The following is a 26,929-nucleotide window of genomic DNA, read 5'->3' as shown; positions in this document are numbered from 1 at the left end:
TGGTTGGTTGGTTGCTTCCTCCCTCCCCCCCCCCCCCCCCCCCCCCCCCCCCCCCCCCCCCCCCCCCCCCCCCCCCCCCCCCCCCCCCCCCGCCACCGGACGCCGACCAGTACCGGGCAATCCCGCCGGGCGCTGGATGACGAGTGACGGATCAGGGCGGCGCCGCCCTGGTGGGAAGTGCGGGAGGACCAGGTGAGTGGAGCCACGGGTGCTGCGGGAGGACCCTCCGGCGGCCGTCCGGGCGCGCAGGGCGGGGGGTCGTACGGCGTGCCGGGGCAGCCGCCGACCGAGCACTCGGCCGCGTCCACCTCGCTGATGCCGCCGGTCGGCGGAGCGGGCCAGGCCGGACAGAGCGGCTTCTCGCAGCCGACGACGTACACCAAGGGGCAGCCGACCCCGGCCCGGGGCACCCGGACCGGCGGCAACACCCCGGCCGGCGGCACCCCGGTGCCCGGCGCGCCGCGCCGCCCCGCCGCGGGCCCGGCGACCGTCGGGGGCGGCCTCGGCCGGACCCGCAAGGCCCGGCTGCGGGTGACCAAGGTCGACCCGTGGTCGGTGATGAAGGTCAGCTTCCTGCTGTCGCTGGCCGTCGGCATCATCATCATCGTGGCCTCGGCCGTGCTGTGGATGACCCTGGACTCGCTCGGCGTCTTCGACTCGCTGACCAAGACCCTCAAGGACGTCACCGGCGGCGGCGCGGACAACGCCAGCAGCCAGCTGAACCTGATGGACTACATCGGCTTCGGCAAGGTCATGATGTTCACCACGCTGATCGCGGTGGTCGACGTGGTGCTGCTGACCGCGCTCTCCACGCTGTCGGCCTTCATCTACAACGCGGCGGCCGGCTTCACCGGCGGCGTCGAGCTCACCCTGGCCGAAGAGGACTGATCCGGCCGGATCCTGACCCCTGGTCAATTCACCGTCCGCGGACGGAATGTACGGGCCCCGCAGGCTGTTCCAGCCTGCGGGGCCCGTCGGCATTTCGGGTGACAGCCGGCTCCCGCGGCGTGCCGCCCGGAAACGGGCCGGCCGCGGTGGGATTAGCTGGACGCCGCCCGTTCCCACCCGTGGGAGTGCCGCAGGCCGCCCCGGTCGGTCGACCGGGTCAGGAGGTTTCCGCAGGAAGGCTGGACGGAGGCGCGCGGTGGCGAAGCTCGCAGATCAACTGGTCGAGGCCCTGGACGGGCTGTTGGGCATCCCGATCCCCTTGCGGGTGCAGGCCTGGGACGGCAGTGTCGCCGGGCCGCCGGGAGCACCCACCGTGGTCCTGCGCAACCGCCGGGCGCTGCGCCGGCTGATGTGGCAGCCGGGCGAGCTGGGCCTGGCCCGGGCCTACGTCTCGGGGGACCTCGACCTCGCGCCCGGCACCGACCTCTACGAGACGCTCTCCGAGGTCGCCCGCTTCGCCGAACTCCCCGAGATCCGCAGCATGGCCCTCGGGCCGCGCGACGTCCTCGGCGCCGCGGGCCGCCGGGTGGTCGCCGCCGCCCTCCGGGCCGGGGCGGTCGGCCCGGAGCCCACCCCGCCCCCGGAGGAGGTCCGCCGGGCCCAGGGGCGGCTGCACAGCCGCGGCCGGGACCGCGCCGCCATCAGCCACCACTACGACGTCGGGAACGACTTCTACGGCCTCGTGCTGGGCTCCTCCATGGTCTACTCGTGCGCCTACTGGACGCCCGAGGCGAAGAGCCTGGAGGCCGCCCAGGAGGCCAAGCTCGACCTGATCTGCCGCAAGCTCGGCCTGCGGCCCGGGATGCGGCTGCTGGACGTCGGCTGCGGCTGGGGCTCGCTGCTGCTGCACGCGGCCGAGCACTACGGGGTCACCGCGGTCGGGGTCTCGATCTCCACCGAACAGGTCGCGCTGGCCCGTGCCCGGATCGAGGAGGCCGGCCTGGCCGACCGGGTGGAGGTCCGGCTCCAGGACTACCGGGAGATCACCGACGGCCCCTTCGACGCGATCTCCAGCGTCGGGATGGCCGAGCACGTCGGTGCGGAGCAGTACCGGGTGTACGCCGACGGCCTGTTCCGGCTGCTGGCGCCCGGCGGCCGGCTGCTCAACCACCAGATCGCCCGGCGCCCCGACCACCCCGGCGAACCGCACCGCACCAGCCCCTTCATCGACCGCTACGTCTTCCCGGACGGCGAGCTCTCCCCGGTCGGTTCCACGGTGGCCCGGCTGGAGGAGGCCGGCTTCGAGGTCCGGGACGTCGAGGCGCTGCGCGAGCACTACGGGCTGACCCTGCGCGAGTGGGTGGCCAACCTGGAGGCGCACTGGACGGAGGCGGTCCAGCTGGTCGGCCTCGGCCGCGCCCGGGTCTGGCGGCTGTACATGGCCGCCTCCGCGCTGGCCTTCGAGCAGAACCGGATCGGGGTGAACCAGATCCTCGCCGTCCGCAGCACCGAGGAGGGCGGCTCGGGCCTGCCGCCGACCCGTGAGGAGTGGCTGGTGCGCCCGGCCGCCGAGGTCACTGCCGCGACCCCGGTCGGAACGGATTTGGGAGATCGGCGGTCGGTCCGCTAATCTTTCAGTGCGGCAAGGGCCTATAGCTCAGACGGTTAGAGCGCTTCCCTGATAAGGAAGAGGCCACAGGTTCAAGTCCTGTTAGGCCCACCACCGCGAAGGGCCCGGAGTGATCCACTCCGGGCCCTTCGACGTTTTCGCGGATCGGGCGGCTTCCGGTACGCTCTATGTGCAGCGAGGGCCTATAGCTCAGACGGTTAGAGCGCTTCCCTGATAAGGAAGAGGCCACAGGTTCAAGTCCTGTTAGGCCCACCGCCCCGAAGGGCCCGGAGTGATCCACTCCGGGCCCTTCGGCGTTCCCCGGCGGACCGCTCCTGACGAGGGCTTCCGGGGCGGACCGGGTGCGGACGATCCGTACGACATGAGGTGCGGCGTCAATCCTCGGACCGGACCGCCGGGTTGACGGTGCCGGTGGCTGGTCACGATTGGGACACCGGTGTGTATCATCGGCCGCAAGGGCAGTCCGGCACCCGACAGCCCGTTCGCGCTCGAAACACATCTGGACTCGTCGGCCCGGTCGGTCCGGCCGGAGCACCGGCTCCTGAGTCCACCAACGCTAGAAGGACGAGGTCCCGCGGTGAAGAAGCTTCTCCTGGTCGCCCTGGTCGCCCTCGGCGGCTTCTTTGTCTACCGTCAGGTCCAGGCGGACCGCGCCGAGCAGGACCTGTGGACCGAGGCCACCGACCCGGTTCCGGCCGGTCGCTGAGCCCCGGACGATCTCACGATCGACGGTCTTCGGAGGCGCTGACCGGCGCCTCCCGAACCGGTCGGCCCGCTCATTGGATCGGACCGGCCGGTTCCCCCAGGGGGACGGCTCTCGGAAACACGCCGGAACCCGGTACGCTAGTGCCCGTTGGCACGCGCCGTGCCGTCGAGGGGCATTAGCTCAGTTGGTAGAGCGCTGCCTTTGCAAGGCAGATGTCAGGAGTTCGAGTCTCCTATGCTCCACAGCGCCTGAACGGCGGTCGACCTTTCCGGTCGGCCGCCGTTCGGCGTTTCCAGAGCCCTAAGGCGTGTCGTCCTCGGTGGGCTCGGCGGCTCCGGCCGAGTCCTCGGGGGTGAGGCCGTTCACCGGGGAGGTGGCGGCGGTCGCGCCGGCCGGCCGGTGGGACTGCGGCGCCGGGGGCTCGACCAGCCACTCCGGGTTGCTGTGCCGGCGCCACCACTGCCAGGCGACCAGCCCGCCGCCGACCGCCAGCACCCCGGCCAGCAGCAGCCCGGCGGCCCTCCGCCCGCCGCACCGCTGCCGCCGCTTCGCGTTCCGGGCGGCCAGCTCGTTGATCTCGGCGGAGCTGACGTGGCCCTGGAGGGCGGTCAGCGCGGCGGCGCCGCGGGACTGGGCCTCGTGCGCGACCGGGGAGACCGCGGCCCGGGCCTCCTCGACGGCCTGGGCGACCCTGGGGCCGACCGTGCTGCGGGCCTGGTCGGCGGCGCGGGCGGCGGACAGGCGGGCCGCCAGAGCGGCCTCCTGGGCCCGGTGGAGGGCTCGCAGGGCGTTCTGCTGGGCCTCGGGCGGCAGGTTGGCGAAGGCCTGGCCGAACTGTGGGGCGAGGTGCCGGTCGTACTGGACGCGGAGGTGGTGGGCGGCCTGGGTGGCCTTGGGGCCGAGGGCGTCCAGGGCGGGCCCGAGGCGCTGCTTGGCGCCGTCCGCGAACTGTGCGGCGGAGTCCCGGGTCCTGGTGGCGGTGTCACGGGCCGAGTCCGAAAAGCTCACGAGTCTCTCCTCCTGGTGGCGTCCTATATGCACATATCCACCTGAATGCTGATCATGCATGCGGATTTGTCCGGCGGCACGCCGGGGTGGGCCGTACGCGGACCCCGGCGGGGCCGTTCGAGGGCCGTGCGGGGTCCGGGCCGCAGTAGGCTGGCGGCTTCGGAGGTCGGTCAGGGGAAGGGACAGCCGCTGATGCTCCCGGACGAGCCGCGAGGGTCCACGGACCGGTCCCCCGGGGCCGGGCAGCCCGGTTGCCACCGGCACCCGGGGACGGCCACCGGGATCTCCTGCACCCGCTGCGAACGGCCGATCTGCCCGCAGTGCATGGTGCCCGCCGCGGTGGGCTTCCAGTGCCCCGAATGCGTCGGCGGGGGACACGCCGGGACGCGACGGGCCACCACCCGTTTCGGCGGGGTGCCGGCCCTGGACGGCGGGCTGGTGACCCGGACGCTGGTCGGGATCAACCTGGTGGTCTGGATCCTGGCCGCGTACGTCCTCAATCCGCGCCTCGGCCAGATCTGGTCGCTGGCCAGCGCCGGCCGGGCGCACCTCGGGGGGCCGTACGGCGTCGCCGACGGCCCGGGCCAGTGGTACCGGCTGCTGACCGCCACCTTCCTGCACCTGGAGTGGTGGCACATCGGGCTGAACATGCTGGTGCTGCTGTGGCTCGGCCCCCCGCTGGAGGAGGCGCTCGGGCGGCTGCGCTTCCTGGCCCTCTACCTGCTCGCCGGGCTGGGCGGCAGCACCTTCGCCTTCCTGGTGGCGGGTGACTGGATGAACTCGGTGGGGGCCTCCGGGGCGGTCTTCGGCCTGATCTCCGCCACCATCCTGATGCAGCTGCGGGACCGGGGCCCGGTCGCCCCGGCGGTGGCCTTCCTGGTCTTCAACCTGGTGGTGACCTTCGCCCGCCCGAACATCGACTGGCGGGCGCACATCGGCGGCCTGGTGTTCGGCGCTCTGGTCGCCTTCGGCCTGATGTACGCCCCGCGTGAGCGGCGCGCCCTGGTCCAGTGGCTGACGCTGGCCGGCGCGGTGGCCCTGGAGGCGGCGCTGCTGTTGGCCGGGATGGCCCTGTACGGCGCGTGACGCCCCGGACGTTTGTCCACAGCGGGTGCGGAGTTGTGCACAGGCTGTGCGGCGGCCGGGCTGTGGACTGTTGTTCTACGCGTGTCCTGCTGTGCGGTTCGCACCCGCCCCGGGAGTTGTGCACAGCTGTGGACGGTGTCGCGGCACACGGTTATCCACAGGCTGTGGGGACTTTTCCCCAGTGTGGATAACCATGTGGATAAGCCTGACGGTCCGATGGTGGGACCGTCGGATGATGGGCGGGCCGATGGCGTCGCGACCGGTCGCGGGCACGCCGAACCGCCGCTCCGGGACCGTGGTCCCGGAGCGGCGGGAGGACTCGGGACCGAGCCTCAGGACGCGCGGAGCGTCACTTCCACTGGGTGGAGACGCCGAATCCGGCCGCGATGAACCCGAAGCCGACCAGGATGTTCCAGTTCCGCCAGCTCTCCACCGGGTAGCTGCCGCTGGTCACGTAGTAGGTGACGATCCACACCAGGCCGATCAGGAACAGTGCCAGCATCAGCGGTGCGACCCAACTACGGCCCGAGCTGATCTTCACCGCGGTCGTCGCCGGCGGGGTGTAGTCGGACTTCTTGCGGAGTCGAGACTTCGGCACGAGGAGCTCTCCTGTCGATGCGCTGTGAGACCGCGCAGGGGGTGCAGCGGGCGAGACGCCGACGGACGGTCGAGGAGAGTGCTCTGGGACCACTCCCACGCCTGCCACCGGCGTCCGTTAGCGTAGTGGCTCGGCGGGTCTCAAGGAGATAAGGGTACGGTGACTAATTTGTCGATTCCCCCCGGGAAGGCCGTCACCCCCCGTTCCGGCATCCGAATTGTCGGACGTGCCCTGACCTGCACCGTGTTCGCGCTCGCCGGTCTGCTCTTCTACATCAGCGCGCAGACCGCCCGCGGCACCGACCTGCGGACCGACAACTCGCTGCTGAGCCTCGGCGACGTGATCCGCCAGCGCAGCGCGCAGAACCAGCAGGCGCAGTCCCAACTGGCCGACCTCCAGTCCCGGGCGCAGGACCTCACCGAGCAGCAGGGCCACGACCCCGCCGACTCGGCCCGGCTGGACGGCCTGCGGCTCGGCGCGGCCCTGGAGCCGCTCCAGGGCGGCGGGTTGACCGTCACCCTCAACGACGCCCCGCCGAACGCCACCGCGCGCATCCCCGGAGTCCCGGAGCCCGGCGTCAACGACCTGGTCATCCACCAGCAGGACATCCAGGCCGTGGTCAACGCGCTGTGGCGGGGCGGCGCGGCCGGCGTCCAGGTGATGGACCAGCGGCTGATCTCCACCAGCGCCGTCCGCTGCGTCGGCAACACCCTGCTGCTCCAGGGCCGGGTCTACTCCCCGCCGTACGTGGTCAAGGCGGTGGGCCGGACCGACGCCCTGCGGTCGGCCGTCGACGGGGACCCGACGATCCGCAACTACCTGCAGTACGTCCAGGCGTACGGCCTGGGCTGGAAGGTCCAGGAGAGCGGTGACCTCACGCTGCCCGGGTACTCCGGCACGACCGAGCTCCGGTCGGCGGGCGGCCAGCCGTAGCACGGCGACAGGAGGGGTGGACCGGCCTCACGGCCGTGGATACCGGGTCTACTCTTGAGCCCAGTCCGCTACCTAGAGGGAGCACCATGTACGGCTTCATCTGGCGTCACCTCCCGGGGAACGCCCTGGTCAAGGCCGTCATCTCGGTGCTCCTGATCCTGGGGATCGTCTACCTCCTCTTCACCTACGTCTTCCCGTGGGCGGAACCGTTGCTCCCCTTCGGTGACGTCACAGTGGACGGCGGCGACGGCGCCCCGGCCGGCTGACCCGGCCGGCCCGGAACTTCCCCCTAGCACCGCATCCCACGGAGAGCACGCGCGCATGACCACCCAGTCGACCCCGCCCCGCATCCTGGTCGTGGACAACTACGACAGCTTCGTGTTCAACCTGGTCCAGTACCTGTACCAGCTCGGTGCCACCTGCGAGGTGGTGCGCAACGACGAGGTGACCGTCGAGCACGCCGTCCGCCGGGCCGGGGAGGAGGGCTTCGACGGGGTGCTGCTCTCCCCCGGGCCCGGGTCGCCCGAGGAGGCCGGGGTCTGCATCGCGATGGTGCACCACTGCGCGGCGATCGGGCTGCCGGTGTTCGGCGTCTGCCTGGGCCTCCAGTCGATCGCGGTGGCGTACGGCGCGGTGGTCGGCCGGGCGCCCGAACTGCTGCACGGCAAGACCTCACCGGTCGAGCACGAGGACGGCGGGGTGTTCGAGGGCCTGCCCTCGCCGCTGACCGCGACCCGCTACCACTCGCTGGCCGTCGACCCGGCCACCGTGCCGGACGAGCTGGTGGTCACCGCCCGGACCGGCAGCGGCGTGATCATGGGCCTGCGGCACCGCGAACTGCCGGTCGAGGGCGTGCAGTTCCACCCCGAGTCGGTGCTGACCGAGGGCGGGCACCGGATGCTCGCCAACTGGCTGGCGGAGTGCGGCTTCCCGCAGGCCGTGGACCGGTCGGCCGGGCTCGCCCCGGTGATCGGCCGGGGCTGAGCGGCGTGACCGCGGTACGTCCGGAGGGGCGTTACCAGCCGGAGCCGGGCCCGTACGGCGGCCCGCCGCAGTACGCCGACGGCCCGTACCGGGGCGCGGAGCCCGGTGCCCCGCAGTACGGTGCCCCGCGGTACGGCGAGGCGGCCCAGGCCCGGCCGTACCCCGGGGAGCACGCCGCCCCGGGCGCGCCCGAGGACGGCTGGGGCGTCTACGAGCAGGCCGAGCGGCCCGTCGAGGGCGGGCCCGAGTACCCGTGGCTGCCCGACCAGACCCTCCAACTGCGGTTGCCCGTCGAGGACGGGGAGCCGGCGGCAGAGCCCGTCGCGCCCACCGGCGGCCGGGCCGAGCGCCGGCGGGCCGCCCAGGGCCGGACCGCCGTCCGCACCGGCGGCGGCCGGCGCCGGGCCAAGGGCCGGTCGGCCGCGGGCTCCCGCCCCAAGGAGTCCGCGGTCGTGGTGGCGGCCCGCCTCGTCGGCGAACTGTGCATCACCCTCGGCGTGGTGATGCTGCTGTTCGTCGCCTACCAGCTCTGGTGGACCAACGTGCAGGCCGACGCGGCCGCCAACAGCGCCCGGGACCAGCTGGAGCAGCAGTTCGATGCCCAGCCGTCCGGTCCCGGGCAGCCCGCCGCCGATCCGAACAAGCCCGAGGCGTTCGCGCCCGGCAAGGGCTTCGCCATCGTCTACCTGCCCAAGCTGGGGTTGAAGTTCCCGATCGCCGAGGGCACCGACAAGGCGGCGGTGCTCGACAAGGGCCTGGTCGGCCACTACCCCGGCACCGCGATGCCGGGCGACCAGACGGGCAACTTCGCGCTGGCCGCGCACCGCAACACCCACGGCGAGCCGTTCCGGTACATCAACGAGCTGAGCAAGGGTGACAAGGTCGTGGTGGAGACGGCCACCGGGTACTACACCTACGAGATCACCGGGGGGATCCCGCAGACCTCCCCCAGCAACGTGAGCGTGATCAAGCCGGTGCCGAACGGCTCCGGGTACGCCGGGCCCGGCCGCTACATCACGCTGACCACCTGCACCCCGGAGTTCACCTCCAAGTTCCGGCTCATCGTCTTTGGCAAGATGATCGAGGAGCGACCGCGCAGCCAGGGCAAGCCGGCCGCGATCACGGGCGGGTAGCCGCCCGCCGACCGGCTTCGGAGGGGGAACACCACAGATGCAGGACGACGGGACCGCGCGGCCGACGGGTACGGCGGAGGAGGCCTTCCCCCCACCCGGGCGGGACGGCCGGAAGGGCCGCGGCCGGGCACTGGCCGCGCTCGGGGTGTTCGGCGAACTGCTGATCACCGTGGGCCTGGTGCTCGGCCTGTTCGTGGCCTACTCGCTCTGGTGGACCAACGTGCAGGCGGACGCCTCCGCCGCGCACGCCGCGGACCGGCTGCGCGGCTCCTGGGCGGCCGGTCCGACCGCCGGCCGCCCGGGCGGCAGCGACACGGCGCCCGCGCCCGCCGCCGTCCCCGCGATCGGGAACGACGTGGGCTTCCTGCACGTCCCGGCGATGGGCCGGGGCTTCCAGGTGCTGATCCGGATGGGCACCTCCACGGCCGTCCTGGACGAGGGCGTGGCGGGCGTCTACGAGCAGCCCTACCGGTCCGCGATGCCCTGGGACCAGGCGGGCAACTTCGCGCTGGCCGCCCACCGGGACGGGCACGGTGCCAAGTTCCACGACCTGGACGCCGTCCACCGGGGCGACGCGGTCGTGGTGGAGACCAAGGACGAGTGGTACGTCTACAAGGTCGACAACACCCTGCCGGAGACCTCCAAGTACGACACTGGCATCGTCGCGCCCGTCCCGGTGAGCTCCGGGTACACCGGCCCCGGCCGGTACATTACCCTGACCACCTGCACGCCGGTGTACACCTCGCGCTACCGGATGGCCGTCTGGGGGAGCCTGGTGCGGGTGGACCCCATGGACGCCAAGCGCACCCCGCCGCCGGAGCTGCGCTGATCCGACGGCCCGGCCGAACGGAACGCCGGAACGGAACGCCGGAATCGGAACGCCCGAGGGCCCGTCGCGGAGATCGCGACGGGCCCTCGGGCGTTTCACCGTTCCCGCTCCCCGGCGTCAGAACCAGGGGAAGAAGGGCGGCTTAGTTGTTGCCCCCTTTGCCGGGGGGTGTGGTGTTGGGGTCCCCCCCTTTGGCCGGATCGGCCGGGCGGGTGATCAGCTGCACCTGGGTGTTCGGGTCCACCTGGCTGCCGGCGCCCGGGTTGCTCTGCACCACGACCGCGTTCGGGTCCTGCGGGCCCGCGATCACGGTGTAGGTCAGGCCGAGCTTCGCCAGCTTGTCGCCGGCGTCCGACAGCTTGACGTTCTGCAGCGGCGGGATCTGGGGCTTGTCCGGCGTCTTGAAGATCGTCAGGGTGATCTTGGTGCCGGCCGGGACCTTGGTGTTGGGCGCGACCGACTGCTGGGCCACGGTGTTGGCCTTGGTCGGGTCGTTGGTCGTGGTGGTCTTCGAGGCGTCGACCTGGAAGCCGGCGGCCTGCAGCGTGTTTTGCGCGTCGTCCTTCTGCGCGTTGACCACGTTCGGGACGGTCTGCTTGGTCTTGCCCTGGGAGATCGTGAGCTTGACCGGGGCGCTCGGGTCGGCGGAGGCGCCGGCCGCCGGGTCCTGGGAGAGCACGGTGTCCTGCGGCGCGGTGTCGTCGTCCTTGTAGTCAGGCGTGCCGACGTTGGTGAAGCCGGCCGCCGTCAGGGCCTGCATCGCCTGGTCCTTGGTCTTGCCGGTCAGGGCCGGCATCTGGGCCTTGGCCGGACCGGAGGAGACCTGGACGGTGATGTGGGCGTCCTCGGAGACCGAGGTGCCCGCCGTCGGGTTCTGGGTGCAGACCTGGTCCTTCTTGACGTTGGTGTCCGGGCAGGCGATCTTGTCGCCCTCGGTGACCACCAGCTTGGAGCCGGCCGCGGCCGCGGCGGTCTTGGCGTCCGCCAGGCTCTTGCCGACCAGGTTCGGCGCCGTGACCTTCGGGGCGTCCTTGGTGCCCTTGTCGCTGAACATCGCCTGGGCCACGAAGAAGGTGCCGACCAGGACCAGCACGGCGGCCACCGCCAGGACGATCCAGGAGGTGTTGCTCTTCTTCTGCCGGTCGTCGCCGCGCCGGCCGCCGCCCTGGCCGTAGCCGTCGTCGTAGCCGTCGCGGCCGCCCGCGCCACCGGCGGAGGTCCGGCCGTAGCCGTCGTCCTGGTAGCCGGAGGCCTGCGGCAGCATGGTGGTCGGGCCGCCGTGCTGCTGCGGCAGCACGTTGGTCTGGCCGTACGGGTCGTGCTGCTGCGGGTAGCCGTTCTGGTCGTAGCCGTACCCGGCGGCGCCCATGCCGTAGGCGGCCTGCTGGGCGGCGGCGACCGGGAGGCCGTCGAGGAAGCGCTCGATGTCGTCGCGCATCTCGTCGGCGCTCTGGTACCGGTAGTCGCGCTCCTTGGCGAGCGCCTTGAGCACGATCGCGTCGATCTCCGGGCGGACCTCGGGGTCGAAGACCGACGGCGGCTGCGGCTCCTCCCGGACGTGCTGGTAGGCCACCGCGACCGGGGAGTCGCCGACGAACGGCGGCCGGACGGTCAGCAGCTCGTAGAGCAGGCAGCCGGTGGAGTAGAGGTCGGAGCGGGCGTCGACCTGCTCGCCCTTGGCCTGCTCGGGGGAGAGGTACTGGGCGGTGCCGATCACGGCCGAGGTCTGGGTCATGGTCATCCCGGCGTCGCCCATCGCGCGGGCGATACCGAAGTCCATGACCTTGACGTTGCCCTGCCGGGTCAGCATCACGTTGGCCGGCTTGATGTCGCGGTGCACGATCCCGGCCCGGTGCGAGTACTCCAGGGCCTGGAGGATGCCGATGGTCATCTCCAGCGCCCGCTCGGGCAGCAGCCGGCGGCCGGAGTGCAGCAGCTCGCGCAGCGTGGACCCCTCGACGTACTCCATCACGATGTACGGGATGGAGATGCCGTCGATGTAGTCCTCGCCGGTGTCGTACACGGCGACGATCGCGGGGTGGTTCAGGGACGCCGCCGACTGTGCCTCGCGGCGGAAACGGGCCTGGAACGACGGATCCCGCGCCATGTCGGCCCGGAGCGTCTTCACTGCGACGGAACGGCCGAGCCGGGTGTCATGGCCGAGGTACACCTCGGCCATGCCGCCGCGTCCGAGGACGCCGCCGAGCTCGTACCTGCCGCCGAGGCGACGAGGCTCTTCCATAGTTCCGACCCTCTCCCTCACCCGCCGGTGAGGTTGTGACGTAGGTGTCCCCGCACGCTCTGGGTGACGCCGCGCGGGCCGATACCGGTTCTCCGGCCGGGCCGTGCACCGCCTCGCGGGCGGCAACGGGCACACCCGCTGCTGGCGGATACGCTACCGGTCGCACCGCACCGGACCGGAGTCAGCCGTCGGCCGATATCAGACCGGTATCCGGACGGGGGTGCCGATCGTGACTTTCGCCTCACCGCCGCTCTACTTGCCGAGCGCGGCCTGCATCACCGCCTTGGCGATCGGGGCCGCGAGGCGGCCGCCGCTGATGCCGTCGCGGTTCTGGGAGCCGTCCTCGACCACCACCGCGACCGCGACCGACTGGCCGTCCTGGGTCTTGGCCCAGGAGGTGAACCAGGCGAACGGCAGGCCGGCGTTGTCCTCGCCGTGCTGGGCGGTGCCGGTCTTGCCGCCGACCTGGAGGCCGGGGATCTTGGCGTTGGTGCCGGTGCCGTTCTCGACCACCGAGACCATCAGGTCCTGCATCTTCTGCGCGGTGGCCGGGCTCATCGCCTGGGAGAACTGCTTCTCGGTGTGCTTGGAGATGGTGGTCAGCGAGGCCGAGCGCTCCTGGTCGACCAGGTACGGCTGCATCAGGCTGCCGTTGTTGGCGATCGCCGCGGAGACCATGGCCATCTGCAGCGGGGTGGCGCGGGTGTCGTGCTGGCCGATCGAGTCCTGGGCGGTGCCGTCCAGGCTGGGGCTGTCCGGGAAGATGCTCTTCTCGGAGCGGACCGGGGTGTCCACCGTGCTGTTGAAGCCGAACTTCTCGGCCTGCGCCCGCATCTTGTCCTTGCCGAGGTCGGCGCCCATCTTGGCGAAGACCGTGTTGCAGGACTGGTCCATCCCGGACTCGACGGTGGCGTTCTCGCAGCGCTCGTTGGGGCTCTCGTTCTTGAGCACCGTCTGGGTGCCGGGCAGGGTGTACGGGTCCGGCGTCTTGGTGGCGTCGTTGACGCCCTGGTAGAGGCCGTTCTCGAACGCGGCGGTGGCGGTGACCAGCTTGAAGGTCGAGCCGGGCGGGTAGGTCTCGCGCAGCGCCCGGTTGAGCATCGGCTTGTTCGGGTCCGCGTTGAGGTCCTGCCAGGCCTTGGTGTCGCCGCTCTCGCCGCCGGCGAAGGTGCCCGGGTCGTAGGACGGGGTGGAGACCAGGGCCAGGATCGCGCCGGTCTTCGGGTCGAGCGCGACCACCGCGCCCTTCTTGTCGCCCAGGCCGTCGAAGGCCGCCTTCTGCACCTTGGCGTTGATCGTGGTGACGACGTCGCCGCCGCGCTTCTGCTCGCCGGTCAGCATGTCCAGGGTGTTGCGGAAGAACAGCCGGTCGTCGGTGCCCGAGAGGATGCCGTCCTCCAGGTTCTCCAGCCCGCTGGAGCCGTAGGCCTGCGAGGAGTAGCCGGTGACCGGCGCGTACATCGCGCCGTCCTTCCAGGAGCGCTTGTACTTGTAGCGCAGGCCGTTCACGAAGTCGGAGTTGGTGACCGGCTGGCCGCTGACGATGATGTTGCCGCGCGGGTGGGCGTAGCGGTCGTACAGCTGGCGCTTGTTGTTCTTGTTGGAGGCCAGCGCGTCGGCCTGGACGCCCTGTACCCAGTTGGTGCGCACCATCAGTGCCAGGATCAGCACCAGGCAGAAGATCGAGACCCGTCGGATCGGCTTGTTCATCGGGCGGGTCCTCCCTGGCCCTCGGGGACCGGGGCCGGTTCGACCCCGGGACGGCGGGCGCTGTCGCTGATCTTGAGCAGGATCGCGACCAGCGCCCAGTTGGCGACCACGGACGAACCGCCCTGCGCGAGGAACGGCATGGTCATCCCGGTCAGCGGGATCAGCCCGGTGACCCCGCCGGCCACCACGAAGACCTGCAGCGCCATCGCCGAGGCCAGCCCGACGGCGAACAGCTTGCCGAAGGGGTCGCGGGCGGCGAGGGCGGTGCGCAGGCCGCGCTGCACCAGCAGGGCGTACAGCAGGAAGATCGCCATCAGGCCGGTCAGCCCGAGCTCCTCGCCGAAGGAGCCCAGGATGAAGTCGCTCTTGGCGGCGAAGTTGATCAGCCAGGAGCGGCCCTGGCCGAGCCCGGAGCCGGTCACCCCGCCGGAGCCGAGCGCCATCAGCGACTGGCCGATCTGCTCGGTGGCGCCCTTGGGCGGGGTCGGCGAGAAGGCGGCCATCGGGTCCAGCCAGGCGTCGATGCGGACCTTGACGTGGCTGGTGGTCATGGCCACCGCGACCGCGCCGCCGACCGACATCAGCAGGCCGAACAGGATCCAGCTGGTCCGCTCGGTGGCGACGTAGAGCATCACCACGAACAGGCCGAAGAACAGGAAGGACGTGCCGAGGTCGTTCTCGAAGACCAGGATCAGCAGGCTGAGCAGCCAGATCACGACGATCGGGCCCAGGTCGCGGCCGCGCGGCAGGTACAGGCCCATGAAGCGGCGGCTGGCCAGCGCCAGGGCGTCCCGCTTGACCATCAGGTAGCCGGCGAAGAACACGGTCAGGACGATCTTGGCGAACTCGCCGGGCTGGATGGAGAAGCTGCCCATCCGGATCCAGATCTTCGCGCCGAAGTCCTCCGCCCGGGCCGGGAAGAAGGCCGGTGCGGCCAGCAGCACCAGCGCCACCACCATCGAGATGTAGGTGTAGCGCTGCAGTACCCGGTGGTCCTTGAGGAAGACCATCACGCCGATGAACAGGGTGACCCCGAGGGCCGACCACATCAGCTGGTTGCGGGCCGCCGGGAAGTTGCCGCTGAGCAGGTGGCCCGCCTTGTCCAGGCGCCAGATCATCACCACGCCCAGCCCGTTCAGCAGGGTGGCGATCGGCAGCATCAGCGGGTCCGCGTACGGCGCGAAGCGGCGCACCAGCAGGTGCGCGACCAGGGCCAGCGAGCCCATCCCGAGGCCGTAGCCGAGCATCCCGGCCGGGAGCTGGGAGTCCATCGCCAGGCCCACGTTGGCGTACGCCAGGATCGGCAGCAGCACGGCGAAGACCAGCAGGGCCAGTTCGGTGTTGCGGCGGTTCGGTGCGCCCTGGAGCGAGATGGTGGTGTTGCCGCGGCGTCGCGGCACGACACGCCCGCCCGCCGCCCGGCGTCGGGAGCCGGTGCGGCCGGTGTCGCCGCTCAGGTCGAAGCTGCTCACGTGGTGACCGCTCCCTGACGGCCGGCGGGCCCGTTCCGGGCGGACCTATGTCGGATCACGGACGTCACGGCTTCGGGCAGGCTTCGGCCCGGCTGCGCTCGTCGTCGGACAGGGCTGGTTGCTGGGGCTGCTCGCTCGGGGCGGTCGCCGGGGGGGTGGCGTTCGGCGTCGGGGCGGCGGTGCCGGGGGCGGACGGGGTCGTCGTGGCGGACGGTGCGGCCGCGCCCGGGGAGCGGGGCTTCTCCCGCTCGCCGGGGGTGGTCGGGGTGGCGGTCACGAACGCGGTCTTGGCGGCCGTGGTGCCCTGCGGGGCCGCGGCGTTCGCGGTGGCGGCCTTCTGGCACAGCTTGGCCCAGCCCACGAGGTCGTTCATGGTCTTCTGGGCATCGGGCAGGCTGCCGACCGAGATGGTCCGGTTCACCTGGGCGCGCTGGTCCTGCGGCAGCCACTTGAGCGGGGCGTCGCTGTGCGACTCGTGCACCGAGGACAGGCTCAGCCCGGCCAGGTTCTGGTTGACGCCCTGGAAGATGGCGACGTGGTCGCCGTCCTCGCCGATGTAGTACTGGTCCTGGGTCCACTGGTAGCCGAAGTACCCGGCACCGCCGAGCAGGCCGAGCGTGACCAGGACGGCCAGCGAGACGGTCAGGCCCCGGCGCTTGCGCTTGGGGGGCTGCTCCTCGTCGAACTCCTCGGTGCCGTACACCGAGGGCTCGGTCGGGTAGCCGTGGCCGCCGTCGCCCTCGTAGCCCTCGGCGGGGCCGAAGCCGTTCCCGGCCGGGTCGTAGCCCTCGGCCGGGCCGAAGGCGCCCTGCGGGCCGCGGCCCAGCCCGGCGGCCCGGCCGGCCGGGGTGTCCGCGATCGAGCGGTCGGCGGCGGTCGAGGACGGCGGGGTCTCGGCGACCGCGCCGACGACCACCGGGACGTCGTTGAACTGGCCGCTCATGGTGTCCGTGGCGCCGACGTCGATGACGTCCGCCACGATGCAGGTGATGTTGTCCGGACCGCCGCCGCGCAGCGCGAGCTGGATCAGCTCCTGCACGGTCTGCTCGGGCGAGTAGTAGCTGCCCAGGGTGTCCTGGAGGGTCTGGTGGCTGACCGGGCCGGAGAGTCCGTCCGAGCAGATCAGGTAGCGGTCGCCGGCCCGGACCTCGCGGATCGAGAGGTCCGGCTCGACCTGGCCGCGGCCGTCCAGGGCCCGCATCAGCAGCGAGCGCTGCGGGTGGGTCTCGGCCTCCTCGGGCGTGATCCGGCCCTCGTCGACCAGGCGCTGCACCCAGGTGTGGTCCTGGGTGATCTGCACCAGCGAGCCGTCGCGCAGCAGGTAGGCGCGGGAGTCGCCGACGTGCACCAGGCCCATCCGCTGGCCGGTCCAGAGCATGGCCGTCAGGGTGCAGCCCATGCCCTCCAGCTGCGGGTCCTCCTCGACCATCTGCCGGAGCCGGTCGTTGGCGCCCTGGACGGCGTCGCCCAGGAGGGTCAGCAGGTCCGCGCCCGGCACGTCCTCGTCCAACCGGACGATCGAGCCGAGCACCTCGGAGGAAGCGACCTCGCCGGCCGCGGCGCCGCCCATGCCGTCGGCCACGGCCAGCAGCCGCGGCCCGGCGTAGCCGGAGTCCTCGTTCCCCTCCCGGATCAGTCCCTTGTGGGAGCCGGCGGCGAAGCGCAGCACCAGGGTCATGCGACCTGTGCCCCCCTCTGGGTCTTGGACGGGATGCTGTCCCTCATGCGCTACTACTTCCGCAGTTCGATGACGGTCCTGCCGATACGGATCGGCGTGCCCGGCTGGAGCGGAGTGGGCGCGGTCAGGCGCTGCCGGTCCAGATAGGTGCCGTTGGTGGAGCCTAGATCCTCGACCGTCCACTGCCCAGTCTGATCCGGATAGATCCTGGCATGCCGGGAGGACGCGTAGTCGTCGTCCAGCACGATGGTCGAGTCGTGCGCGCGGCCCAGTGTGATGGTCTGGCCCTGCAGCGCGACCGTCGTCCCGGCCAGCGAGCCCTGGACGACCACCAGCTGGGTCGGGGCGCCGCGGCGGCGGCCGCCGCCGCCCTGGGTCGGGGCCGCCGGGGCGCTGTTGCCGGGGGCGGGGGCCGCGGGACGTCCGGGTGCCGTGGCGGTCGCCGCCGCGGCACCGGACGCGGGGGCGGCACCGCCGCCGCGACGGGAGCTGCGGGGGTTCACCTTGGTACCGAACAGGTCGCTGCGGATCACCTGGATCGCGACGATGACGAACAGCCACAGCACGGCCAGGAAGCCCAGCCGCATGACCGTGAGGGTCAGTTCTGACATGGCCGTCCCGCCAGTCGGTGAGCGAGGCGCGCGAACAACTCGGACACTACCCTTCGACCTGCCGGTAGACGATGGTGGTGGAGCCCACGACGATTCGGGAGCCGTCGCGGAGCGTAGCGCGCTGGGTGTGCTGCCCGTCCACCACGATGCCGTTGGTGGAGCCCAGGTCGAGGACCATCGAAGGGGTGCCCGGGCGGATCTCGGCGTGCTTGCGGGAGACCCCGGGGTCGTCGATCCGCACGTCCGCCTCGGTCGAGCGGCCGAGCACGCAGGCCGCGCCGGTGATCTGGTGGCGGGCGCCGTTCACCTCGATCCAGCGGCGGACCGAGGTGCCGTGGCCGGCTCCGGGGAAGGCGCGGACGTTGCCGCCGGCCGGCGGGCCCGGGGGCATCGCGGGGGGCGCGGCCGGCGGCGGGGGCGCGTTGTACTGCCCGGCGCCGCCCTGCTGCCACGGTGCGCCGGGGGCCGGTGCGGCCGGCTGGCGGTCGTAGCCGGGCTGCTGCGGGGCGAACTGCTGGGGCTCCTCGGAGGCCAGGGTGCGGCTGCGCACCCGGTAGAGGCCGGTGTCCAGGTCGTCGGCCTTCTCCAGGTTCACCTGGAGCGGGCCCATGAAGGAGTACCGCTGGGCCTCGGCGTACTCGCGGACCATGCCGGCCAGCTCGGTGCCGAGCTGCCCCGAGTAGGGGCTCAGCCGCTCGTGGTCGTGCGGGCTGAGCTCGACGATGAAGTCGTTCGGCACGACGGTGCGGTCGCGGTTCCAGATGCTCGCGTTGTTGTCGCACTCGCGCTGCAGAGCGCCGGCGATCTCCACGGGCTGGACCTCGGACTTGAACACCTTGGCGAAGGTGCCGTTGACGAGACCCTCCAGCCGCTGCTCGAACTTCTTCATCATCCCCATGGGGCACCCCCTTCCAGGGTTCGTTCGCCTGCCTGCCGACCGGGGCCCGCCGGGGAGGTGTCCTCGGGGGAGTCGGTCGTGCCTACTTGCGGTACTTCCGTACTGATCGTATCCACGCCGGGCCCTTCCGTACGGTTCCCGGACCGCGTGGTGCCGGGGGGTGGGCTCGGACACACAGGGTGACGCATTTCGGGTACGGCACGCCAGGTCTGCCCGTCGGAGCCGTGCACCGCGCTTCGCTCGCCCGTTCGTCGCGCGACCGTTCGGACGTGGTCGGTCTCCCCGGGAAACGGATTCGGAGCAGCCCCCCAGGTCGTGCTACTGTTTTCCACGTCGGAAGGGCCGCCCGGAAGGGAGCCGGACCGGGGAAACGCGAAGACCACATGGTACCGAGCGGTTCCGCGGAACGGACGGCAGTGAAGACAACACCCATGCGCGGGTGGCGGAATAGGCAGACGCGCTGGATTCAGGTTCCAGTGCCCGAAAGGGCGTGGGGGTTCAACTCCCCCCTCGCGCACAGCGAAGCCCCGCAGATCTTCGGATCTGCGGGGCTTTTTGTTGTCCCGTCCCGCCCCGCCCCGGAGGGCCCGGCCGGGGCGGGACGGTCAGGACTGGCCGGCCGGGAGGTCGGCGCGGACCTCGAAGCCGCCGTCCTGGGTCGGACCGGCGGTGAGGGTGCCGCCCAGCAGCTGGGCGCGCTCGCGCAGCCCGACCAGGCCGTGGCCGCCGCCCGGCAGGGTCTCGGCCGGGCGGACCGGCGGCGCCTCGTTGCGGACCTCGACCCGCAGCCGGCGGCCCTTCGCCCGCACCCGCACGTGCACCACCGCCTCCGGGGCGTACTTGGTGATGTTGGTGAGCGCCTCCTGGACGGTGCGGTAGGCCGCCCGTTCGACCGCCTCCGGCCACGGGCGGTCACCGGGGTTCAGCTCGGAGTCGGCGGCCAGGCCGCTCTCCGCGATCAGCCGGGGCAGGTCGGCCAGCCGGGGCTGCGGGGCGAGCGGGGCGTCCGGGCGGGGGCCGCCGGTGCTGCGCAGCACGCCGACCATCTGGCGCAGCTCGTCCAGGGTCCGGACGGACAGTTCGCGGATGGTGCGGGCGGTCGTCGCGGCGGCCGGGTCGGCGGTGCTCACCTGGAGCGCGCCGGCCTGGATGCTGATCAGGCTGACCTGGTGCGAGACCACGTCGTGCATCTCCCGGGCCAGCCGGCCGCGCTCGCTGATCAGCACCCGCTCGGCGAGCAGCCGGCTCTCCCGCTCCTGGCCGCGGGTCAGTTCGTCCAGGCGGGCGGCCAGCTCCCGCCGGGTGCGGGAGAGCAGACCGGTGGCGGCCGGGCCGGCGGAGAGCATCACGGCCTGGATGGCGTCCAGGGCGGTGTTCCGGCTGAGTTCGATCAGCGGGGTCGGCAGCGGCCAGTGGAAGAAGTCGACCAGGGTGAACAGGGCCGCGCAGGGGAACAGCACCGCGGCCCTGGGGCGCTCGGTGGCGACCGTGTAGACGGCGGTGATCGGGGCCAGCCAGATCGCCTCCACCCAGGTGCCGGGCATGGTGAGCAGCAGCACCGTCACCGGGAAGCGGCGCCGCCAGAACAGCGCCACGGCGGCCAGCACGGAGAGCGTCACCTGCCACCAGGTGGAGTCCCGGGAGACCAGGGCGGCGTCCATCAGGGAGTAGAGGACGGGCAGCAGCACCATCGGCCAGGGGGCGGTGCACCAGGCCGGCAGCCGTCGGGACGGCAGCTGGTCGGCGGCCGTCATGCTCCGTCGCCGGGCTTGGGCCGCACCAGGCCGGCCCGGTGGGCGAGCACGGCGGCCTGCACCCGGTTGGCGGCACCGAGCTTGCCGAGGATCGCGCTGATGTGGTCCTTGACCGTGCCGGTGCCGAGGAAGAGCCGGTCGGCGATCTCGGCGTTGGACAGGCCCTCGCCGAGCAGGGCGAGCACGTCCAGCTCGCGGCCGGTCAGGGTGCGGGCCAGCGTGGTGGCCTCGGCGTCCGGGCCGCCGCCGTCCACGTAGCCGCCGATCACGGTGCGGGTGACGGTCGGGGAGAGGATGTTGCCGCCTGCGGCGAGCACCCGGACGGCGTGCACCAGCTGCTCGGGGGCGGTGTCCTTGAGCAGGAACCCGGTCGCGCCGGCCCGCAGCGCGGTGCCGATGTACTCGTCGGTGTCGAAGGTGGTGAGCATCGCTACGGCCGGCGGGTCGGGCAGGGCGCGCAGCCGGCGCAGCACCGAGATGCCGTCCAGGTCGGGCATCCGGATGTCGAGCAGCACCACGTGCGGGCGCAGGCGCTGGACGTGCTCCTCGGCCTGTCCGCCGGAGCAGTCGCCGACCACCTCCAGGTCGGGGGCGGAACCGACGATCAGGCCGAGGCCGGAGCGGACCAGGATCTCGTCGTCGACGATCAGCACGCGGGTGGTGGTGATGGGGGCCTCCTCGGTTCGGGCGGCCGGGTTCGGTCGGTCCGCGGGGGTCGCTTTTGAGAGTAGGGGTAGCCGGGGCGGGGCGCCGAACCCATGGGGGGTAAGAACCCCCGCCGTTCGGCGGGGGTGGGAATCCGCTACCCGGTTCACGCAATTTTCAGGAATGGTGCGGAACCATGGAGTTGGCTGCCCTTTTCCGGTCGGCCGCTCGACGCGGGCGGTCGGTGGGCGGGGGTGGCCGGTCAGCCCGTCGGGCCCGTGCCGGCGCCCGGCGCCGGGCCGCGTGCGGATGCGCCCCACCATCTGATCGTTTGGAATTGAGCTGTGTCGTCCACTGTGAAGTCGGAGCCGTCCGCCACCTCCGCCGGGCCCCGGCCCTCCGGACCGCTCGATCGCTGGCGCCCGCGGGCCGCGGCCGCCTCGGTCTGGTACCTCAGGCTGCTGGCGCTGCTGAACGTGGCGACCGTGCTGCTGGTGCCCTGGGGGAACCAGGTCAGCGAGCACAACGAGGGCGAGTACTTCACCCCGTACCTGATGACCTCCGGCCTGGCGGCCGCGGTGCTGTCGGTCTTCCTGGCGGTCGCGATGCGGCGGCGCAAGCGGGCCGCGTGGATCTTCAACGCGGCGCTCAGCAGCGTCTTCGCCCTGCTGTACCTGGCGGTCATGGTGCTGCCCGGCGAGCGCTTCAACAAGCACCCGCTCAACTACGTCTCCACGGTGCTGACCTGCCTGTTCGTGCTGGCGCTGCTGATCGGGCGCAAGGAGTTCACCTCCAAGGGCGACCGCTCCAACCCGAAGACCGCGGCGGCCACCTTCGTCGCCGGGCTGTTCTTCGGAGGTGCCGTCGGCGCGCTGCTGGTCTGGATCACCAACCAGCTGAACGGGGCCGGCTGGTGGGACCTGTTCCGCTACTCGGTCGGCCGGATGATCACCATCAACCCGTCCGAGCACCTGCGCTCCGTGATCGCGGCCCCGACCTGGGTGAACGCGGCGATCAACGCGATGGGCGCGGTGCTGTTCCTGCTGGTGCTGTACGTGGCCTTCCGCAGCCCGCGCGGCAAGGAGCTGCTCAACCCCGAGGACGAGGCGAAGCTGCGCGGCCTGCTGGACAAGCAGGGCGAGCGGGACTCGCTCGGCTACTTCGCGCTGCGCCGGGACAAGGCGGTGATCTTCTCCCCCAGCGGCAAGGCGGCGGTGACCTACCGGGTGATCGGCGGGGTCTCACTGGCCTCGGGCGACCCGATCGGCGACCCGGAGGCCTGGCCGGGCGCGATCGAGGCCTGGCTGTCCGAGGCCCGCGAGCACGCCTGGGCGCCGGCCGTGATGGGTGCCTCCGAGGAGGCCGGGGTGATCTACGCCCGGCACGGGCTGGACGCGCTGGAGCTGGGCGACGAGGCGATCGTCGAGCTGGACGAGTTCTCGCTGGACGGCCGGGCGATGCGGGTGGTCCGGCAGGCGTACAACCGGGTCAAGCGGGCCGGGTACACCGTGCGGATCCGCCGCCACGAGGACATCTCCGAGGAGGAGATGGCGCAGCTGGTGTCCAAGGCCGACGAGTGGCGCGACGGGGCGACCGAGCGGGGCTTCTCGATGGCGCTGGGCCGGCTCGGCGACGCGGGCGACGGCCGCTGCGTGATGCTGGAGTGCAGTGACGGGGACGGCGAGCTCAAGGCGCTGCTGAGCTTCGTCCCGTGGGGCCCGGACGGGCTCTCGCTGGACCTGATGCGCCGGGCCCGGGACACCGAGAACGGCCTGATGGAGTTCATGGTCATCGAGCTGCTGCAGCGCGCCGAGGAGGTCGGGCTCAAGCGGGTCTCGCTGAACTTCGCGATGTTCCGCTCGGTCTTCGAGCGCGGTTCCCGGCTCGGTGCCGGTCCGGTGCTGCGGCTGTGGCGCTCCGTCCTCGGCTTCTTCTCGCGCTGGTGGCAGATCGAGTCGCTGTACCGCGCGAACGCCAAGTACCGGCCGATCTGGGAGCCGCGCTACCTGCTGTTCGAGAAGAGCAGCGAGATTCCGCGGATCGGCATCGCGAGCGCGCGCGCCGAGGGCTTCATCGTCGCGCCGAGCCTGCCCGCCCTGTTCCGGCGCCGGCACGCCGGGCCCGCCGTGGTGGCGCCCCGGGTGCCGGTGGCGGCCCGGGACGGGAAGGGGTAGCCCTCCGTCGGGGGGCGGAGGGGGGCCGGGGGCGGAGAAGGCCATCGGTCGTACGGGGGGTCCGGAGGGGGGATTCGTCTCCCTCCTGAGGATGACCTCGATCCCCATCCATGCCGATGTGGATTTGTTAACAGGCTTCTAATGTGGGAGTAGCTGACAAGTTCGGGGATTCGGGAGAAACGGTTGTGATTCACAGGACCCACGCGGGGGGCGTGCGAAAGGGGCCGCTGGCGTCAGCCAGAAAGGCCGCTGTCGCCGAGTGGGGGACGTTGTACCTGACGGTCCGCGGTGCGGTGGTGCGCAAGAAGTTCGCCGCCTTTCCGCTGGCCACGGCGGCGACGTTTCTGATCCTGCTGTTCAGCATCGTCCAGCACCTGCCGGGCGGTGAGCGGTTCGTCAACCACATCGGGGTGGTGCGGGCCTCGCTGCCGCTGGAGGTCTCGCTGCTGCGGACCCCGCTCTCGCTGTACGTGCCGGCCCTCGACCTGCCGGTGTGGGGAGCGCTGGCCCAGGTCTTCGTGGTCTTCGCGATCGCCGAGGTCGTGCTCGGCCGGCGGATGACGCTGGTGGTCGCCTACGCGTGCACCCTGGCGGGCACGCTGTTCGCCCGGGTCGGCGTGGCGATGGGGCCGGGCCACCTGTTCGGCTTCCCGAAGTGGGTCGCCTACGTGCGGGACACCGGGCCCTCGGCCGCGGTGGTGGCGCTGGCGATCTGCATCGCGTTCCGCACCCGGGCCTGGTTCACCGCCGCCATGGTGGTGGTGCTGATGGTCGGCGAGGCGGTCGTGCTGCCGAACCTGGCGGGCCTGGAGCACGTGGTCGCGGTGATCACCGCGCTGCTGATCGCCGTCTCGGTCGAGGTCTTCGGGGACTTCTGGCCGCGGGTGCTGGCCGGGGTCGGCGCCGCCACCTCGGTGGCCACCTCGGCCTCCCTGGAGGTCGCGGCGGAGGCCCGGCGCCGTTCGGCGGGGGCCGTCATCCCCTGAGTGACCCTCCACCTTCCGTGTCGGCCGCGTACGGGCAACGCCCCGTACGCGGCCGTCACGCGTGCGGGAGGGGCAGCTCGAACCAGACCACCTTGCCCACCGCCTTGCGGGCGGTGCCCCAGTGTTCGGCGAGCTTGGTGACCAGGGTGAGGCCGCGGCCGGTCTCGCCGAGCTGCTCGGCCGGTTCCAGCGAGGGCAGGTTGTGGTTGTCGTCGCTGACCTCGACCAGCAGCTTGTCCACCCGGATCAGCTGGAGCTGCACCCGGTCCCGGGCGACCCGGACGGCGTTCGTGACCAGTTCACTGACCAGCAGCTCGGTGGTGTCGCTGAGCGCCTCCAGGTGCCAGGCGGCCAGCTGCTCGCGGACCAGCGAACGGGCCCGGCGGACCTCGCGCTGGTCCACGGTGAGGTCCCAGGTGGCCACCTCGGACGGGGCGACCCCGTCGAAACGGGCCACCAGCAGGGCGACGTCGTCCTTGCGGTCGTCCGAGTGCAGCCGGCGCAGCACCTCGTCGCAGGCCTGCTCGGGGCTCTGCTGCGGGTCGATCAGATTGCCGCACAGCGCGGCCAGGCCCGCCCCTATGTCCCCGCCCCGGACCTCGACCAGTCCGTCGGTGCACAGCACCAGCATCGAGCCGTCCGAGACGTCGATGGTCTTGGCGACGAACGGCACCCCGCCGACGCCGATCGGCGCGCCGGCCGGGATCTCCAGCAGTTCCCCGCTGCCGTCCGGGTGCACCAGGACGGGTGGGACGTGGCCGGCGCTGGCCAGCTCACAGGTCCGGTTGATCGGGTCGTAGACCGCGTACAGGCAGGTGGCGAGGTGGTCGTCGCCGAGCTTCTGGGCCAGGTTGTCCAGGTGCCGCAGCAGCTGGCCGGGCGGCAGGTCGAGGGCGGCGAGGGTCTGCATCGCGGTGCGGAAGCGGCCCATCGCGGCGGCCGAGTGGATGCCGTGGCCCATCACGTCGCCGACCACCAGGGCGACCCGGCTGCCCGGCAGCTGGATCGCGTCGAACCAGTCGCCGCCGACCTCGGCCTTCGGATCGCCGGGCAGGTAGCGGTGGGCGATCTGCACGCCGGGGATCTGCGGCGGGCGGGTCGGGATCATCGAGCGCTGGAGGGTGGTGGCGACCCTCGCCTCGGCGCGGTGCAGCCGGGCGTTGTCCAGCGACAGCGCGGCCCGTACCGCCAGCTCCTTGAGGGTGGCGGCGTCGCTCTCGTCGAAGGGGGCGCGATCCGGCAGCCGGAGCAGCTTGAGGATGCCCAGTACGGTGCCCCGGGCGGACAGCGGGACCACCAGCATCGAGCGGCCGGAGACCACCGGGGCCAGCCGGGCGCCGCCGAGTGCGATCGCGTAGTCCACCGCGACGTCCGCGCTGACCACCGGGACCAGCACCGGCTGGTTCAGTTGCAGGGCCAGCCCGGGCGGGGTCCGGCGCGGCATGCTGACCAGCGAGCCCTCGGAGAGCACGTGGTCCCAGGCGCCGCCGGTCTGGTTGAAGACCAGGGCGACCCGGCGCAGCATGGTGTCGTCGTCGGGGCGGGAGACCGGCAGCTCGGAGTCCGAGATCAGGCCGTCCACGAGGTCCACGCAGGCGAAGTCGGCGACCCGGGGGACCAGCACCTGGCACAGCTCGTGGGCGGTGAAGCCGAGGTCCAGAGTGGTGCCGACCTTGCCGCCGACCTCGTTCAGCAGGGCCAGCTGTTCGCCGGCCTGGCCGTTGGTGAGGAACGGGCCCAGTCGGCCGCTCGGCAGCCCCTCGGCGCCGGTGGGGGCGGGGACGGCGCCGGGCGGGGCCTGGTCGGGGCGGCGCGGCGGGAGGCCGTGGGCGGACGACTCGACGGCGGCCTGCTGCTCGATGGTGGATCCTCCTCCGGTGCGTGGGGGTGCCTCCCGGTCGGGGGCCGGGAGCGGGGCGTGCGGGGCGGGGTCGCGCCGGGCCGGGCCGTACGGCGCCGGCTCGCGCTGGACCGGCTCGCGCTGGACCGGGTCTCGGGGTGCCGGTTCGCGCTGGCCGGGCAGCGGGCCCGGGGGACGGCGGCCGGGTGCGGACTGGTCGCCCTGCGGCGGCGGGCCGAGCCGGGCCGCGCGCTGCTGGGGCGTCGGGTAGCGGCGGCCCAGGCCCGCGGCCACGTGGGCGGTGCCGGTCTGCGGATCGGAGGGCAGCACCGGCAGCACGGTGGTCGCGTCCAGCCGCAGCGCGGGCAGCCCGCCCAGGGCGGCGGCCTCGCGCAGCGGGGCCCGGAGGGCGGCGGGCAGCAGCCGGGCCAGCGGCTCGGGCAGCTCGGCGGCGGGCGGGGTGAGGGCGGCGGTCAGCCCGTGGAAGCCGCCCCGGGCGCCGGGCGCCGCGGCGAAGGGCAGCAGGCGCTCGCCGAGGGCGAGCCGCGGCCCGGTCGTGCGCAGCGGGCGGGCGTCGGCGGCGAGCGCGAGCAGTCCGCCAGCCGGGCCGGGCAGCGGATAGGCCCACCAGAGCACGTCGCGCAGGTGCTCCTCCCGGTCGGTCACCGTGAGCCGCCCGGCCCAGGGGCGGCCGGCGGAGGTCAGCCCGGCCAGGGTGTCGAGGGCGTCGCAGCGCCGGCGCACCGCGCAGCGGCCGAGCACCCGTGACTCCAGGGCGGGCAGCAAGCCCGAGGCCGGACGGTCGGTGGCGGCCTCGGCGCGGTGCCCGAACAGCTCCTCGGCGGCCCGGCTCCACTGGGAGATCCGGCCGGCCCGGTCGACCACGACGAGGGCGAGCCGGACCAGGGCGGCCACGCCGGTCGGGTGGTCGCCCGGCGCGGTCTCGGCGCCCGCCGGAAGCGGTGTGGAGTTGGACTCGGCCACCATGGATTCGGTCTGCTCCCGCCTGGCCGCCGCGCCCGGGGCGGCCGTTTCTCCGGAGGAAGGCACGCTGTGCGGATACCAGCGAAGCACGGACCGGGCCGGGCCCGACACCGAAACGGGGAGATTCATCAGGATCGGTT

Annotated in this window: 22 protein-coding genes and 4 tRNA genes; 15 read left to right on the top strand and 11 right to left on the bottom strand. The window is 72.6% G+C overall.

What is annotated here, in order from left to right:
* The first annotated feature begins 192 nt into the window (after window positions 1-192).
* The 6 genes from ACZ58X_RS24035 to ACZ58X_RS24010 all read left to right on the top strand — a co-directional run bounded on the left by ACZ58X_RS24035 (window position 193) and on the right by ACZ58X_RS24010 (window position 3,466).
* The gene (locus tag ACZ58X_RS24035) at window positions 193-888 is read left to right on the top strand and encodes a DUF3566 domain-containing protein (RefSeq protein WP_402485202.1); all 696 of its coding nucleotides are present in this window, start codon (window positions 193-195) and stop codon (window positions 886-888) included.
* 256 nt (window positions 889-1,144) lie between these two features.
* Window positions 1,145-2,518 (top strand): class I SAM-dependent methyltransferase, encoded by a 1,374-nt coding sequence (locus tag ACZ58X_RS24030; RefSeq protein ID WP_470335653.1) that lies wholly within the window; start codon window positions 1,145-1,147, stop codon window positions 2,516-2,518.
* Between the two features lie 16 nt (window positions 2,519-2,534).
* A tRNA-Ile gene (locus tag ACZ58X_RS24025) sits at window positions 2,535-2,611 on the top strand.
* 85 nt (window positions 2,612-2,696) lie between these two features.
* Window positions 2,697-2,770, top strand: a tRNA-Ile gene (locus tag ACZ58X_RS24020).
* Between the two features lie 325 nt (window positions 2,771-3,095).
* Window positions 3,096-3,224, top strand: a complete 129-nt coding sequence (locus ACZ58X_RS24015; RefSeq protein WP_014137031.1) for a DLW-39 family protein — start codon at window positions 3,096-3,098, stop codon at window positions 3,222-3,224.
* 169 nt (window positions 3,225-3,393) lie between these two features.
* Window positions 3,394-3,466, top strand: a tRNA-Ala gene (locus ACZ58X_RS24010).
* Between the two features lie 58 nt (window positions 3,467-3,524).
* Here ACZ58X_RS24010 and ACZ58X_RS24005 read toward each other — a convergent pair.
* Complete coding sequence (locus ACZ58X_RS24005) at window positions 3,525-4,232, bottom strand: DUF5324 family protein (protein ID WP_470335652.1); 708 nt, start codon at window positions 4,230-4,232, stop codon at window positions 3,525-3,527.
* Window positions 4,233-4,424: 192 nt separating this feature from the next.
* Between ACZ58X_RS24005 and ACZ58X_RS24000 the strand changes: the two genes are divergently transcribed.
* Entirely contained in the window at window positions 4,425-5,318 is an 894-nt protein-coding gene (locus ACZ58X_RS24000) for a rhomboid family intramembrane serine protease (RefSeq protein WP_470335651.1), read from the top strand.
* Window positions 5,319-5,667: 349 nt separating this feature from the next.
* Here ACZ58X_RS24000 and crgA read toward each other — a convergent pair whose 3' ends face one another.
* Window positions 5,668-5,916, bottom strand: a complete 249-nt coding sequence (gene crgA, locus ACZ58X_RS23995; protein ID WP_360242861.1) for a cell division protein CrgA — start codon at window positions 5,914-5,916, stop codon at window positions 5,668-5,670.
* Window positions 5,917-6,084: 168 nt separating this feature from the next.
* On the opposite strand from crgA, the gene ACZ58X_RS23990 reads away from it, so the two are divergent.
* From ACZ58X_RS23990 to ACZ58X_RS23970, 5 genes are all read left to right on the top strand, one after another.
* Window positions 6,085-6,849, top strand: coding sequence for a DUF881 domain-containing protein (locus ACZ58X_RS23990; RefSeq protein WP_470335650.1), 765 nt, complete (start codon window positions 6,085-6,087; stop codon window positions 6,847-6,849).
* Between the two features lie 86 nt (window positions 6,850-6,935).
* Entirely contained in the window at window positions 6,936-7,115 is a 180-nt protein-coding gene (locus ACZ58X_RS23985; protein WP_375891861.1) for a hypothetical protein, read from the top strand.
* Window positions 7,116-7,170: 55 nt separating this feature from the next.
* Window positions 7,171-7,833 carry an aminodeoxychorismate/anthranilate synthase component II gene (locus ACZ58X_RS23980; RefSeq protein WP_380400917.1) on the top strand — a complete coding sequence of 221 codons (663 nt, stop codon included), beginning with the start codon at window positions 7,171-7,173 and terminating at the stop codon, window positions 7,831-7,833.
* Between the two features lie 5 nt (window positions 7,834-7,838).
* Window positions 7,839-8,966, top strand: coding sequence for a class E sortase (locus ACZ58X_RS23975; RefSeq protein ID WP_470335649.1), 1,128 nt, complete (start codon window positions 7,839-7,841; stop codon window positions 8,964-8,966).
* 37 nt (window positions 8,967-9,003) lie between these two features.
* On the top strand, window positions 9,004-9,795 hold the full coding sequence (locus tag ACZ58X_RS23970) for a class E sortase (protein ID WP_470335648.1): 792 nt from the start codon (window positions 9,004-9,006) through the stop codon (window positions 9,793-9,795).
* A gap of 142 nt (window positions 9,796-9,937) precedes the next feature.
* Here ACZ58X_RS23970 and pknB read toward each other — a convergent pair whose 3' ends face one another.
* The 6 genes from pknB to ACZ58X_RS23940 form a co-directional block, all read right to left on the bottom strand.
* Window positions 9,938-12,037, bottom strand: coding sequence for a Stk1 family PASTA domain-containing Ser/Thr kinase (pknB, locus tag ACZ58X_RS23965; RefSeq protein WP_470335647.1), 2,100 nt, complete (start codon window positions 12,035-12,037; stop codon window positions 9,938-9,940).
* A 252-nt stretch (window positions 12,038-12,289) separates the two neighbouring features.
* The gene (locus ACZ58X_RS23960) at window positions 12,290-13,747 is read right to left on the bottom strand and encodes a peptidoglycan D,D-transpeptidase FtsI family protein (RefSeq protein WP_470335646.1); all 1,458 of its coding nucleotides are present in this window, start codon (window positions 13,745-13,747) and stop codon (window positions 12,290-12,292) included.
* Complete coding sequence (locus ACZ58X_RS23955) at window positions 13,744-15,147, bottom strand: FtsW/RodA/SpoVE family cell cycle protein (protein WP_470335672.1); 1,404 nt, start codon at window positions 15,145-15,147, stop codon at window positions 13,744-13,746. The genes ACZ58X_RS23960 and ACZ58X_RS23955 overlap by 4 nt, the downstream gene beginning before the upstream one ends.
* 136 nt (window positions 15,148-15,283) lie before the next feature.
* Window positions 15,284-16,897, bottom strand: coding sequence for a PP2C family protein-serine/threonine phosphatase (locus ACZ58X_RS23950; protein ID WP_470335645.1), 1,614 nt, complete (start codon window positions 16,895-16,897; stop codon window positions 15,284-15,286).
* A gap of 53 nt (window positions 16,898-16,950) precedes the next feature.
* On the bottom strand, window positions 16,951-17,508 hold the full coding sequence (locus tag ACZ58X_RS23945) for an FHA domain-containing protein FhaB/FipA (protein ID WP_470335644.1): 558 nt from the start codon (window positions 17,506-17,508) through the stop codon (window positions 16,951-16,953).
* A 46-nt stretch (window positions 17,509-17,554) separates the two neighbouring features.
* Window positions 17,555-18,406, bottom strand: coding sequence for a DUF3662 and FHA domain-containing protein (locus ACZ58X_RS23940; RefSeq protein ID WP_360242891.1), 852 nt, complete (start codon window positions 18,404-18,406; stop codon window positions 17,555-17,557).
* 433 nt (window positions 18,407-18,839) lie between these two features.
* On the opposite strand from ACZ58X_RS23940, the gene ACZ58X_RS23935 reads away from it, so the two are divergent.
* Window positions 18,840-18,923, top strand: a tRNA-Leu gene (locus ACZ58X_RS23935).
* A gap of 88 nt (window positions 18,924-19,011) precedes the next feature.
* On the opposite strand, the gene ACZ58X_RS23930 is transcribed toward ACZ58X_RS23935, so the two are convergent.
* Entirely contained in the window at window positions 19,012-20,160 is a 1,149-nt protein-coding gene (locus ACZ58X_RS23930) for a sensor histidine kinase (RefSeq protein WP_470335643.1), read from the bottom strand.
* Window positions 20,157-20,807, bottom strand: coding sequence for a response regulator (locus tag ACZ58X_RS23925; protein ID WP_459647961.1), 651 nt, complete (start codon window positions 20,805-20,807; stop codon window positions 20,157-20,159). Before ACZ58X_RS23925 ends, ACZ58X_RS23930 begins: the two co-directional genes overlap by 4 nt.
* A 342-nt stretch (window positions 20,808-21,149) precedes the next feature.
* Between ACZ58X_RS23925 and ACZ58X_RS23920 the strand changes: the two genes are divergently transcribed.
* Entirely contained in the window at window positions 21,150-22,979 is a 1,830-nt protein-coding gene (locus ACZ58X_RS23920) for a phosphatidylglycerol lysyltransferase domain-containing protein (RefSeq protein ID WP_470335642.1), read from the top strand.
* A 296-nt stretch (window positions 22,980-23,275) separates the two neighbouring features.
* Window positions 23,276-23,965 carry a hypothetical protein gene (locus tag ACZ58X_RS23915; protein ID WP_470335641.1) on the top strand — a complete coding sequence of 230 codons (690 nt, stop codon included), beginning with the start codon at window positions 23,276-23,278 and terminating at the stop codon, window positions 23,963-23,965.
* Window positions 23,966-24,020: 55 nt separating this feature from the next.
* On the opposite strand, the gene ACZ58X_RS23910 is transcribed toward ACZ58X_RS23915, so the two are convergent.
* A complete protein-coding gene (locus ACZ58X_RS23910) occupies window positions 24,021-26,855 on the bottom strand; it encodes an ATP-binding SpoIIE family protein phosphatase (RefSeq protein ID WP_470335640.1) in 2,835 nt (944 codons plus the stop codon).
* Window positions 26,856-26,929: the final 74 nt, after the last annotated feature.

This window comes from Kitasatospora sp. NPDC040550 (assembly GCF_055594965.1).
Note: the sequence above shows the minus strand (reverse complement) of the source record. Positions and strands in the feature narration are given on the sequence as shown.